Source organism: Halopenitus sp. H-Gu1, from assembly GCF_041821145.1.
In the GTDB taxonomy this organism is placed as follows: domain Archaea; phylum Halobacteriota; class Halobacteria; order Halobacteriales; family Haloferacaceae; genus Halopenitus.
Map to the genome: position 1 here is coordinate 1 of NZ_JBGUBC010000038.1, position 12,968 is coordinate 12,968.

The following is a 12,968-nucleotide window of genomic DNA, read 5'->3' on the forward strand; positions in this document are numbered from 1 at the left end:
CCCAACGACACACACAACTGTTATCTCGAAGCCAACGTCAAGAACGGCGTCGTCACACGACTCGGTCCCTCGATGAACTACGGGGGGGCCGAGGACCTGTACGGTAACAAGGCTTCTGACCGCTGGGACCCGCGCGTCTGCCAGAAGGGTCTGTCGATGGTCGAGCGGTTCTACGGCGAGCGACGTGTGACGTCGCCGATGATCCGAGAGGGGTTCAAACGGTGGGTTGACGAGGGATTCCCCCGCGACGAGGACGGGGGTATGCCCGAAGAATACGCCCAACGTGGGGAGGACAGCTGGGACGAGGCGAGCTGGGACGAGGCCTTCGAGTACGCTGCGGAGACATTCCTCGAAATCGCCGATCACTACTCTGGCGACGCAGCCCAGCAGATGCTGCTCGAACAGGACTACGACGAGCGGGTCGTCGAGGAGATGCAGGGCGTCGGCACCCGCACGATGAAGTTCCGTGGCGGGATGCCGATGCTCAGCACGCTCGGCCTGTTCGGACAGTACCGGGTCGCCAACTCGATGGCCTTGGTCGACCACCATGTCCGGGACGTCCCGGAGGGCGAAGCGCTCGGCGGCGTCGGTGGGGACAATTATTCGTTCCACACGGACCTGCCGCCGGGGCATCCCATGGTGACGGGCCAACAGACCGTGGACTTCGACCTGGCGAACGTCGAGTACGCCGACCACATCGTCATGTCGGGGATGAACTGGATCTGCACGAAGATGGCCGATTCCCACTGGCTGACCGAGGCTAAGATGAACGGTGCGACGGTGACTGGCATTTTCACCGACTACAACGCCACGGCCTCGAAGTGTGACGAACTCGTTATCGTCCGCCCGGCGACGGACTCAGCGCTGTTCCTCGGTGTCTCCCAGCAGATCATTGCGAGCGATGCCTACGACGAGGAGTTCGTCCAAGCGAACACGGATCTCCCTCTGCTGGTGCGCATGGACACGGGTGAACACCTCCGTGCGAGTGACGTTTTCGAAGATTACGACCCAGCGGACCTTGACAGAACCCGGGTCGCACCTGCCTCCGAACATCCAGCACCGACGACCGTCGACACGGCTGACCAGTGGATTACCCCCGACCAGCGGGAGGACTGGGACGACTTCGTCGTCTACGACGACGGGGTCGGGGGCGTTCGAGCCATCGATCGCGAGGAGGTCGGTGACGAGTTCGACATCGAGGCGGCGCTCGAAGGGAGCTGGGAACTCGAACTGACCGACGGCGAGACCGTCGAGGTCCGTCCGGTGTTCGACCTCGTCAGACAGTACCTGGATGGGACATGGGACCCCGAATCGACCGCTGACGTGACCGGAACCGACCCCGAGGCGGTGGTGAGTCTCGCCGAGCAGTTTGCCGACAACAAGGAACGGACGCTACTGATGACCGGCATGGGGCCGAATCAGTACTTCAACGGCGATCTGAAAGACCGCGCCGCGTTCCTGATGGCGTCGCTGACGCGGAACGTCGGCACACACGGCGGCAACATCGGCAGCTACGCGGGGAACTACCGGGCGTCGATGTTCAACGGGCTCCCCCACTACCACCTCGAGGACCCATTCAATCCGGAACTCGACCCGGAGAAAGACTCCAGCGTCGACGGCCGGATCACGATGGAGTCAATGCACTTCTATTCCAACCTCGACAAGCCGCTGAAAGTCGAAGGCGAGTACCATATGGGCGACTCCCACATGAACACGCCCACGAAATCTCTCTGGGTCTCCGGGTCGAACTCGATCCTCGGCAATGCGAAGGGGTCGTACAAGATCATCGAGGGGCTGTTACGGACGGGGAAGCTCGAGGCGTTCTTCTGCAACGAGTGGTGGTGGACGATGACCTGCGAGTACTCGGACATCGTCTTCCCGGCGGACTCGTGGGGCGAACAGAAGATCCACGACGTCACTGCCTCGGTTACCAACCCCTTCCTCATGGTGTTCCCGGAGACGGGCATCGACCGCATCTACGACTCGCGGCACGACGCCCAGATCTATCAAGGCGTGGCGGGGGAGTTGGCCGAGAGATTGAACGAACCCCGTCTCGAGCAGATGTGGGAGTTCATCGACGAGGAGGAGCACAAGGGCAAGCCGTACCTCCAGCGGATTCTCGACAACTCGAACATGACCAAGGGGTATGACGTCGAGGACCTGATCGAGCGGTCCGAACGGGGCGAACCGGCTCTGATGATGAGTACGACCTACCCGGCGAAAATCGGTACCCGGCAGATCGAAGACGACGAACCCTGGTACACCAGGACGGGTCGACTGGAGTTCTTCCGTGAGGAGGAAACCTGGACGAACGTCGGCGAGAACCTCCCGGTACACCGGGAAGCCGTCGATGGGACGATCTACCGGCCGAACGTTATCGTCGACGATAGCGATCACCCGCTCATCGATCCGAAGACCCCAGCGGACCTTGGATGGGAGGAAGACGACGTAGCCGATGCCTCACTTCGCCAGGTTCGCAACGAGGTGCTTGGAACAGACGAACTGCTGGACTCAAATCACCCCTTGCAAGATCTCGATTCGGGGTTCCAGTACTCGTACATGACGCCCAAATACCGGCACGGCGCGCACACGTTCGCCAACGCCCTGCCGAACATCGCTGTCTGGTGGGGTCCGTTCGGCGATCGCGACCGGAAGGACGAGCGCAAGCCGTACTTTGGCGAGGGCTACGTCGAGATGAACCCCGAGGACGCTCGGGAGGAAGGATTCGAGGATGGGGACTACGTGTGGGTCGACGCCGACCCCAAAGACCGACCATACCTGGGTGCCGACGGCGACCCTGATGAGTACGCGCGGGCACTGATGCGAGTTCGGTATCAGCCCGCCATGCCTCGGGGTGTGACCCGCTCCTGGCACAATCTCAACCAGGCCAGCCACGGCACGACAGAGGCGACGCCCGACCGTAAGGGCCTCGCAAAAAACGAGGAGACCGACTACGTATCGCTGTATCGCCGGGGTGGCCACCAGAGCATGACCCGCTCGTGGCTCCGTCCGACCATCCTGACCGACGAGATGAACCGCAAGGGCCTGATGGGTCAGTCCATTGGGAAGGGGTTCTCCCCGGACGTCCACTGTGCGAACGGTGCGCCCCGGGAGTCGTTCGTCAAGTTCGAGAAGGAAGGTGATGCGGGCGAGGACGGCGAGGGGCTGTGGCGGCCCGCCGAGATGGGACTGCGACCGACCTACGAGACCGAGTCGATGCAGCGCTATCTCGATGGCGATTACGTCTCAACGGAGGATGATTAACGATGCCAACAGTCGATAACTGGCAGCTCGGCCGTAAAATGGACTACCCCTACGAGGGGGCTCGCCCCGAGAAACAGTGGGCGGGTATGTTCGACCTGAACAAGTGTATCGAGTGCCAGACGTGTACGCTCGCGTGCAAAACAACGTGGACCCACGGTGAGGGTCAAGAGCACATGTTCTGGAACAACGTCGAGACCAAACCCTACGGGTCGCATCCGGTCGGCTGGGACAAGCGCGTTCTCGAAGATCTCGGTCCGAACGAGTGGGCCGACGACGGCACCTACGAGGGTGAAACGCTGTTCGAGGCCAACGGCACTGATTGGGGCGCGCCGGAGAACCACCCCCAGGAATCCCAGAGCGTCGGCAGCGACCTCCCCGGCATCCTGCCGGACGCCGACGACTATCGGTATCCGAACCTCGGCGAGGACGAGGTCGCCGGTGATACGATGGAGTCGATCCAGCACTTCGACGAGACGACCCATCCGGTGTGGTTCCACTACCTGCCGCGTATCTGCAATCACTGTACGTACGCGGCATGTGCCGGCTCCTGTCCAGTTCCGGCCATCTACAAGCGCGAAGAGGACGGCATCGTGCTCATCGACGAGGACTCCTGTGCGGCCTTCCGACAGTGCAACGAGGCCTGCCCGTACAAGAAAGCCATCTTCAACATGGCTGAAGGGGTGTCCCAGAAGTGTGTCGGCTGCTTCCCCAAGACTGAACAGGGGAAAGCCCCCCAGTGCTTCGAGAACTGTCTCGGGAAGATCCGACTGCACGGGTATATCAACCCGCCGGACGAAGCCGACGACTCGAACCCCGCTTCGGAACCGACGAACCCCCTGGATTTCGTTGTCCACCAGAAAGAGATAGCGAAACCGCTGTACCCGCAGTTCGGGTTGGAGCCCAACGTCTACTACGTGCCGCCGATTACGGCGCCGACTGACTACCTCGAACAGATGTTCGGCCCCGGCGTCAAGGAGGCAATTGACACCTACCGTGCGATGCGCGATGGTGATGAGCCTGAACTGGAAGGACTGTTCAAGTTGATGGGATCGACTGAGTGGTCGATCACCGCCTTCGAACTCGACGGCGACGAGGCAGTCGGCTACTACGAGGGGGACGAGGTCGGCCGCGTGCCGATCATGGAACCGACCGCTGACCGTGAGCGATACGATGAGGACCGAGAGGTCTACCGACTGGATGTGACCTGATATGAGCAAAGACACCATCCTCGGGGACTCGCCGAGCGGGACCCGTCCCGGCCCCGATAGTGTCGTACCCGGTGAGGGACCAGTAGAGGACCACGAACTCGACGATGACGGTTCGACCGACACGAACTCCGAACAGCTCACCCCGGACGTTCCAGGGGACGAAGCGACTGCGTTCCATCGGAGCCGGGTATACTCATTGCTCGCACTTGGGTTCGAACGCCCAGGCGGCGCGTTTCAGGAAGCGGTCGATGCGGATGCCTACTCTACCGACCTCGTCGAGTCCGCGGGAGTCATCGACGACGACTTGCAAGAGCGAGCCCAAGCCATCGGGGCACACGTCGACGACGCCGATGTACTTCACGACGAGTGGGCGTCGCTGTTCGGCGTCGAGGAAGGGGTCTCCGTTTCCCCCTACGAGCTGACCTACATGCCGGGACCACTGATGACGAACGTTCGCAAGCTTGCAGATCTCAGCGGGTTCTACGAGGCATTCGACCTCGAAGTCGCACCGGGACAGAACGACCGTCGAGACCACATCTGTTTCCTGCTGGAGTTCCTCGGCTTGCTCTCGTTGCAGGAGTCGACACTCCGTCACGTGGATGACAGCGAGGGGTTGGCGGTCGTTGGTAACGCCCGCTTCCAGTTCGTCGAGGAACACCTCGGCCGGTGGTACTGGCGGTTCGTTGACGAAGTCAGTCAGCACAACGGCGATGGCTTCTATGCTGCGCTCGCGGATCTCTTGGCTGTTCTCCTGAAAGAAGAGATCGACCGACTCGATGTCGATCCAGAGTGGGTCCCCAACAACCCCGAAGTCTCCGAGTGGAACGAGGACGTCTTCGGCGACTCGGGACGTGGCTGTGGAGGGTGTGGTGTGAACCCGCAGGGCGTTGCCGGGCAGGATTCCGCACTCCCGGATCTCGACGCGACTGAGACAGATCAGGACGGAACGTTCGAGCGCTAGCTATCCGAACCAATGCAGCGACAACCAATACACAGGAGTCAGAAAGGATGACGCACCCAAACGACGAATCGACCCCAGTACCGTTCGACGACGAGTGGGAGGAACGGGCAGCCGAGCAGCTTGCAGAGACTGAGTTCGACACGGAACTCGGTGTCGAGCTGGCGAAAGATGCCCAGCGAGTGGTCGCGGGTGAGCTCAGTGAACCTGAGTTCCACGAGAAGTATCACGACACCGTCCGCGAGGAGTTCGACGTGGACGAGCGAGCTATCGAGACGGGAGTGAGCGAAGCGATCGACACCGACGAGGGCGAAGCGGGCATCGTTTCTCGCGCCTCGAACGCCTTCGATGACGAGGCGTCCCGGCGCGAGGTCGTCAAGAAAGGAGGAGCGGTCGCGATGGGCCTGTCGATGCTACTGGGTGACAGTGACGCAGCTAGTGCAGCCGTCTCGGACGAGCCTAACGACGACGGGACCCGGTTGGGAATGGTCATTAACCTGAACAACTGTGACGGCTGTCTCGAGTGTGTGGAGGCCTGCAAGAGGCTTCACGGAACGTCTCGAGGTGCGCACTGGATCTACGTGATGGCCTACGCTGACCCCGATCAGGCCGACGAGAATTTCTTCGTCCGGACGTGCATGCACTGTGGAGACGCGCCCTGCGAGAAGGTGTGTCCGGTCGGGGCCCGCCACACTCGGGAGAAGGACGGACTCGTCCTCACGGACTACGACATCTGTATCGGCTGCCGGTACTGTATGGTTTCGTGCCCGTACGGTGCAAACTACTTCCAGTGGGGTGACCCCGACACGCCCAGAGAAAACGAGGGCTTCACACACGACGAGCGGGAGATGTGGGTTGACGGTCCCCCGCCGAACGGTGCCATGGGGAAATGCACATTCGAGCCGGCCTGGCAGGATGGGCAGGCGGGCGAGAAGCTCGTCGGGACCACCATGTGTGAGATGGCGTGCCAGCGAGACGCGATCCACTTCGGCGACCTGAACGACCCGGAGAGCGACCCGAATCAACATATCCGGGAATACAGAGAAGCACACCCGAACGATCGGTCGAAATTCGATGACCGAACGGAAAACACTGTCTCGACATTCCGTGCAATGGAAGATCGTGGGACCGATCCCGGCGTCATCTTCATCGGCAACGAGCCGTCCGAAGACGCCAGGCAGGTTGAGGGACCGGTCAGCTACGAGGAGTTCGGCCTGATCGATGACCGGAAATCCGAGGTTTTGGACGCCAAAGAGGAGGCTAACAATGGGGGTGAGCAGGCATGAGTTCCGATGTTTCGACCGAGACGCTCCTGCGACCGATCAACTCTTACACGCGGCGCTACCTCGCCGCCACCACGATCGCCTCTGCCGCGATCGGGTTCTGGCTGTACTTCTACGTCCAGCAACTCCAGTATGGACTGATCGTCACTAATCTCGGTGATTGGGGCTCGAGTGGCGGCGTAGCGTGGGGCCTGTACATCGGGGCGTTCATCTGGTGGGTCGGTATCGCACACGGCGGAATCATCCTGTCGGCCGCGGTCCGCCTGATCGGTCTCGACACGTACCAGCCGGTCGCACGGTTGGCCGAGCTGTTGACGCTCGCAGCGTTGACCTGTGCCGGTTTATTCATCATGATCCACGTCGGTCGACCGGACAGACTGGTAACGAGCGTCCTGCCAGCTTGGCCGACACGCGTCCAGTGGTCCCCGCTCATGTGGGACGTGACCGTCATCACTGCCTACTTCGTATTGACTGCGACCTATCTGCTATTGACTGTCCGGTACGATATCCACCGACTACGCAGCCAACTGCCGGACGTGTTCGAGCCGATCTACAAGATCCTGATGGTCGGTTACTCCGAGGCGGAGGACGCCATCGTCGAGCGGATGGTCTGGTGGCTCGCCTTCGCGATCATCATCATGGCACCGCTGCTCTTGCACGGTGGGGTCATCCCGTGGTTGTTTTCGGTACTCCCCTCGATGGCCGGCTGGGAGGGCGGTGTGCAGGGGCCGTCGTTCCTCTCGATCGCCTTGACGTCGGCCGTCAGTGGTATCATCGTCATCTCTGCAGCCTTTCGCTATGCGTACGGCTGGGAGGACCTAATCCCGGAAGAAGTGTTCCGCGGTCTGGCCCAGTGGCTGGGATTTTTCGCCCTTTTGTTTCTCTGGCTGCAACTCCAGCAGGTCATAACCGGCATCTTCGCTGCCCCAACGACGCTCCAGCATGCCACCGAGGTAAAAATTGCGACACCGCTGTACTGGGTCGCCATCGGGCTCGTCGTCCTCGCGTTGCTCTACATCTTCGCGTCGGTACTGCGTCCCTCGTTGTTCGACATTCGCCTCATGGTCGTCCTGTCGCTGGGCGTACTCGTCGGCACACTGCTGGAGAAGACGCTGTTCGTCGTCGAAGGGATTCAGCACGCCCACTTCCAGCTGTACGAGGGCGTGCCAGGCACCTACGTTCCCTCGATTGTCGAACTGTCGGCGGTGGTCGGCACGGTCGGTATCGTCGTGCTGTCCTTCCTGACCGTCTCGAAGGTCATTCCGGTGGTCGAACTCCATGCAATCGAAGAACACGACAACGAGGAGGTGAACTCATAAATGATTCCACTCGCCGCATCACCGTCGTACACCTTGCCCTTCGTCGGCCCGGGGACGTACCTGATTTTCGGGATCGTTCTCTTGCCAATATACCTCATGATCGCCGCGTGGTTCCTCGGTGAGCCACGTGATTACAAGAAGGGACTGCTCGGCGTCGTCTATCTCGCCGGACTGACGACCGTCCTCTGGGGCGGCCTGTACGTGGCCACGGTGGTGATCGAACTCGTGTACTTTTGAATACTGGAGCAACGGCCGCCGTCCGGTCCAGCGGCGGACCGGACGCCTGTAATCGTCGCGACGAGAATCAATCGAACTCACCCCACCGAATAACTTCCGTATATCGACCCATGACCGTAACCAAAACAGAACTGACGGATCGGCTCGCCGAGATCGAGGACCCGATGAACGACGACGATATCGTCTCGCTCGGCCTTGTCAACGACGTAACCATCCACGATGAGACTACAGCATTGATCTCGCTGGCGTTCAACGCGCCGCATGCGCCGACCGAGAGAGCGATCGGCGAGAACATCCGTGATACCGTCGAGGAGCTGGGACTGGATGTTGACCTGACAGCTGCCGTCGACGAGGAGCACGGCTTCGTCACGGATGTCCTTCCAGGCGTGCGGAACGTGATCGCCGTCGCCTCCGGCAAGGGTGGTGTCGGAAAGACCACAGTCGCCGCAAACCTCGCAGCCGGACTGGCCGAGAAGGGGGCACGCGTCGGACTACTGGATGCAGACGTGCACGGACCGAACGCCCCGACACTCCTTCCGACAGGCGACGAGCCGGGAGTTGCTCCCAATGGGGACATTCTCCCACCGGAATCGGACGACGTGATGGTCATGAGTACGGAGTACCTCATGCCCGAAACGGGTGACGAGCCGGCTGCACTGCGCGGCCCGATGGTCAATAACGTGATGATGAAGTTCATCAACGAGGTTCAGTGGGGATATCGCGACTACCTCATCGTCGATCTGCCGCCAGGGACCGGTGATGCCTCACTCAACCTCGTGCAGACGCTGCCCGTTGCAGGCGTCGTTATCATCACGACCCCCCAAGAGATGGCCGTCGACGACGCTCGCAAGGGTCTGCGTCTGTTCGAACAGCACGATGTCCCGGTACTCGGCGTCGTCGAGAATATGAGCGGATTCCGGTGTCCCGAGTGTGACGAAGAGCACCCGGTCTTTGGACGCTCGGAGCCGGATGACTCGTTCGACGCTCCGATTCTCGCGAGGTTGCCGGCCCATCCGGACTTCACCAGTGAGGAGAGCGAGGGCCCAGTTGTGCGCGACGAAGAGAGCCCTCTCTGGCCGGAACTGATGCAACTCGCCGAGACTGTCGCCGATAACGTTGGCCAGGCGAATCGGCGGCGAGTGGCCGAGCACGTCAAGGAATGAGGCTAAAACCGCTTTCCCGACCATTAGCGCAGGTTGGTGAGGTGGCTGGGATTATCGTGGTGTTCTACTATTTGGTAGTGACATTCTCGACGCCTCCGTAGGCTACTCTGCGATCACTTGTTCCACACCGACGTCGGCGACCGGCCGGTAGGTCCGCCACCGGGTCGATCCCTCGCTCTCGATCAGCTGGTAGCTCCCCTGGAGCGTCCGGAGAATGCGCCGGCGCTCGGCGTCGGAAATCTCGAGGCGCCCCATCGTCTTCTGAGCTGGCGAGGGGTCGATTCCGTTATCACGGAGGAGTTTCCGATTGCCGACCAGTACCTCGCTGTCACTGACGGTCACCTTGATGCCGTGACCGGGGACGTTCTCGAAGTCGTCCGGGTCGGTCACGTCTATCCCGCGCTCTTTGGCTCCGTCGACGATTGCGCGGGCGAGCGGGTGTTCGCTCCCGCTCTCGGCCGTGGCTGTAAGCCGCAACACGTCGTCTTCGCTGAGGCTGTCACGTGCGGTTAGGTGGCCGCCATCGGCAGCGGTGTCGCCGCCGTCTGTGATTGGCTGTCCGCCACCGTCGAAAACGACGACATCGGTTAGCTCCATCTCGCCTTTCGTCAACGTTCCTGTCTTGTCGAAGACGACGGTGTCGACGTCCTTCGCCCGTTCGAGGATGTCACCGCCTTTGAACAGGACACCGTTCTGTGCGCCGATGGTCGTCCCGACCATCGTCGCGGCAGGCGTCGCAAGCCCGAGTGCGCATGGACACGCGATGAGCACGGCCGACGCGAACACGATGATCGAGAACTCGAAGACCGTTACCGTCCCACCAGCGATGGCAGGTCCACCTGCCACGGCACCCCACAGCGGGAGCCACTCGACGAACCCTGCAAGTGCTTCGGGGAACGCGAACCAGACGATGCCCCAGAGAATGGCGTTCGCGATGACTGCAGGCACGAAGTACGCCGAGATGCGGTCAGCAAGATTCTGGATATCCGGCTGCCGAGATTGGGCTTCCTTGACTGTCTGAACGATTTGCTGGAGGGCCGTGTCCTTCCCGACCTTCGTCGCTTTCACGATGAGCACGCCGTTCTCGTTGATTGTAGAGCCGACCACTTCATCGCCCTCGCTCTTCTCGACGGGGACGGACTCGCCGGTGACCATCGACTCGTCGACCGCCGACTGGCCGTCGACAACCACGCCGTCGGTCGGGATCTGTTCGCCGGGGCGGACCTTCATATGGTCGCCGACGTCGACGTCCTCGAGCGGGATCTCCGCCTCGGTGCCGTCCTCGTCGACGACGGTGGCCGTTTCGGCCTCCATCTCCAGCAATTTCCGGAGCGCTTCACCGGCCTGGCCCTTTGAGCGGGCTTCGAGGTAGTTCCCGAGCGTGATGAACATGAGGATGAGCGCCGCCGTGTCGAAGTATAGGCCGCCCGCGATCAGCCCGGAGAGGACGGCCACGGAGTAGACGTACGCGGTGGTCGATCCAAGCGCGATCAGCACGTCCATGTTGGCGCGCTTGTTGTTCACCAGCGCATTGTACGAGTTCTTGTAGAACGGCCAACCGAGAACCAGCTGAACGGGCGTCGCCAGCAGGAACTCGACCCAGCCGAACTCGATCCCGAGAATCGTCTCCGGGAGGACGCCACCGCCGAGTAGGAATTTCTCGGCTAGGAAGAACAGCAGCGGGGCCGATAGCACCGCGCCGAACAGGGTCAGCGTAATTCAAGGTGGAGCCTCCGGCCTCAAGGAGCGACCGAAGCGTAGCGAAGGGAGTGAGTAGGCCGGAGAGGAAACCGACATGGTACGACACAACTGGCATACTACGACCGACCGACTCACGAATATATAAGTACCGCCACCACTTCTCTGAAGTCATGGACGTGCGTCGAACCGCCGTCGTGAAACTCGATGTTTCCGACGAGCAACGCGACGCACTCCACCGAACCGCTGACCAATACCTGTACTGCGCGAATCGAACCGCCGACTACTGCTGGTCCAACACCTCCTACACCGAGTGCAAGACCAACAAACGGCAGGTTCGAGACGCGCTCTACTCCGAACTTCGAGAGGAGACGGACCTACAGGCCCAACTCGTCCAAGCCGCCATCAAACGCGCCGTCGAAGCCGTCAAAGCGTGTGTCGAACGATGGAAGAAAAGACAGCGTGTTTCTTGCCCGACGTTCACCGCCGAAACGATGGACTACGACGCACGGAGCGCGACCTTCTACCGCAACAAGGTGTCGCTGGCAACCGTCGAGGGGCGGGTCGAACCATCGTTCGTTCTCCCGGCGGACAGCCCGACGCCCTACGAGCGGTACGTTCTCTCCGAGGACTACGAGTTCCGCGAAAGTACGGTTCGATACGACGCGGTGGACGACAAGTTCTACATCCAACTCTCGATGCGGCGGATAGACGGTGACGCAGAGGTTTCGGAAGATACCGGGCACCCCGACCAAACGGTCCTCGGTATCGACCTCGGCGTCAACTCGTTGGCAGTCTCCTCGACCGGTACGTTCTGGCAGGGAGACGACTACGACCACTGGTGCCGTGAGTTTGAGAAGCGGCGTGGTGAGATGCAACACCACGGCACACAAGCCGCGCACAACGCCCTGCTTCGCCTCGGGAAACGCGAAGAAGCGTGGCGGAAACAGTACATCCACACGGTCGCTAACGAACTTGTCGCGGAAGCCGTCGAACACGACTGCGACGTTATTGTGTTCGAGGAGTTAACCGACATTCGAGAGCGGCTTCCGCAGGCGAAGTGGCACCACGTTTGGGCGTTCCGACGCCTCTACGAGTACGTCTCCTACAAAGCGCCCGAACAGGGCGTCTCCGTGGAGCAAGTCGCGCCGAACCACACGTCTCAACGCTGTTCTCGGACGGATTGTGGGTTCACACACGAGGACAACCGCCACGGAGAACACTTCTGTTGCCAGAAGTGTGGCTATGAGGTGAACGCGGATTACAACGGTGCGAAGAATATCGGGCTACGGTACGCCCGGAAGCGGACACACAGACTCCGTTCCTCGCCCAAGTCGGAGAGCGGAGACGCAGAAGTAGGCCTGCGTGTGAATGGTGGGACGTTGAATGGCGAGAGTCACCGGCCTATTGCTGGTGACTGATTGCCGGGAGTCCACATCAAAGCCCCACCCTCAAGGACCGAGGCGCGTATGCGCCGAGGGAGTAGGGTGGGGTAGTTTACTTGCTCATAATCCTCGGCGCCAGGGCCTCTCGCTAGTGTCTAAACATGGCTCGCGTGCTGTATTCAGCACGATTGCTGAAACCTATCACTAATTGAGGGTTTCAACAAGGCCCTCTGTCGGGAGATCTGTCTGTCCTACCACTTTCCGGAAGGTGTTTCCCGGTGGTCAGAACAATTGCGACGAGAAAGCCGTGCCCTCATTGTACGTTTCGAGAATCGGTGGCGGAGGTTCGGTTCGAAAATTTCGGCTCTATTGAAATCCTATTAGTTCGATACTCAGTACCTCACAAAGCGTCACCGGCTAGCTCGGTTTGAGCCTCCAATTTGTTGCTGACGA

The 12,968-nt window shown here is 61.0% G+C and carries 8 protein-coding genes and 1 pseudogene; 8 read left to right on the forward strand and 1 reads right to left on the reverse strand.

Features of this window, described 5'->3' with window-relative positions; genetic code table 11:
• The 7 genes from ACERIT_RS15470 to ACERIT_RS15500 all read left to right on the forward strand — a co-directional run.
• On the forward strand, nt 1-3,264 hold a 3,264-nt coding region (locus tag ACERIT_RS15470), incomplete at its 5' end, for a molybdopterin-dependent oxidoreductase (RefSeq protein ID WP_373675760.1).
• A 2-nt stretch (nt 3,265-3,266) separates the two neighbouring features.
• Nucleotides 3,267-4,472 carry a 4Fe-4S dicluster domain-containing protein gene (locus ACERIT_RS15475; RefSeq protein ID WP_373675761.1) on the forward strand — a complete coding sequence of 402 codons (1,206 nt, stop codon included), beginning with the start codon at nt 3,267-3,269 and terminating at the stop codon, nt 4,470-4,472.
• Between the two features lies 1 nt (nt 4,473).
• Complete coding sequence (locus ACERIT_RS15480) at nt 4,474-5,433, forward strand: molecular chaperone (protein ID WP_373675762.1); 960 nt, start codon at nt 4,474-4,476, stop codon at nt 5,431-5,433.
• Between the two features lie 47 nt (nt 5,434-5,480).
• Nucleotides 5,481-6,716, forward strand: a complete 1,236-nt coding sequence (locus ACERIT_RS15485; protein WP_373675763.1) for a 4Fe-4S ferredoxin N-terminal domain-containing protein — start codon at nt 5,481-5,483, stop codon at nt 6,714-6,716.
• Nucleotides 6,713-8,032, forward strand: coding sequence for an NrfD/PsrC family molybdoenzyme membrane anchor subunit (nrfD, locus tag ACERIT_RS15490; RefSeq protein ID WP_373675764.1), 1,320 nt, complete (start codon nt 6,713-6,715; stop codon nt 8,030-8,032). Before ACERIT_RS15485 ends, nrfD begins: the two co-directional genes overlap by 4 nt.
• Nucleotides 8,033-8,269, forward strand: coding sequence for a hypothetical protein (locus ACERIT_RS15495; protein WP_373675765.1), 237 nt, complete (start codon nt 8,033-8,035; stop codon nt 8,267-8,269).
• A gap of 110 nt (nt 8,270-8,379) precedes the next feature.
• Nucleotides 8,380-9,432 carry a P-loop NTPase gene (locus ACERIT_RS15500; RefSeq protein ID WP_373675766.1) on the forward strand — a complete coding sequence of 351 codons (1,053 nt, stop codon included), beginning with the start codon at nt 8,380-8,382 and terminating at the stop codon, nt 9,430-9,432.
• Between the two features lie 240 nt (nt 9,433-9,672).
• Here the strand turns inward: ACERIT_RS15500 and ACERIT_RS15505 are convergent.
• A pseudogene (locus tag ACERIT_RS15505) lies at nt 9,673-11,151 on the reverse strand (heavy metal translocating P-type ATPase); the annotation flags it as partial.
• 152 nt (nt 11,152-11,303) lie between these two features.
• On the opposite strand from ACERIT_RS15505, the gene ACERIT_RS15510 reads away from it, so the two are divergent.
• On the forward strand, nt 11,304-12,551 hold the full coding sequence (locus tag ACERIT_RS15510; RefSeq protein ID WP_373675767.1) for an RNA-guided endonuclease InsQ/TnpB family protein: 1,248 nt from the start codon (nt 11,304-11,306) through the stop codon (nt 12,549-12,551).
• Nucleotides 12,552-12,968 lie beyond the last annotated feature (417 nt).

Coding starts and splice junctions, on each gene's coding strand:
- ACERIT_RS15500 (WP_373675766.1), top strand. CDS start 8,380: ATGACCGTAACCAAAACAGAACTGACGGATCGGCTCGCCGAGATCGAG.
- ACERIT_RS15510 (WP_373675767.1), top strand. CDS start 11,304: ATGGACGTGCGTCGAACCGCCGTCGTGAAACTCGATGTTTCCGACGAG.
- ACERIT_RS15475 (WP_373675761.1), top strand. CDS start 3,267: ATGCCAACAGTCGATAACTGGCAGCTCGGCCGTAAAATGGACTACCCC.
- nrfD (WP_373675764.1), top strand. CDS start 6,713: ATGAGTTCCGATGTTTCGACCGAGACGCTCCTGCGACCGATCAACTCT.
- ACERIT_RS15495 (WP_373675765.1), top strand. CDS start 8,033: ATGATTCCACTCGCCGCATCACCGTCGTACACCTTGCCCTTCGTCGGC.
- ACERIT_RS15480 (WP_373675762.1), top strand. CDS start 4,474: ATGAGCAAAGACACCATCCTCGGGGACTCGCCGAGCGGGACCCGTCCC.
- ACERIT_RS15485 (WP_373675763.1), top strand. CDS start 5,481: ATGACGCACCCAAACGACGAATCGACCCCAGTACCGTTCGACGACGAG.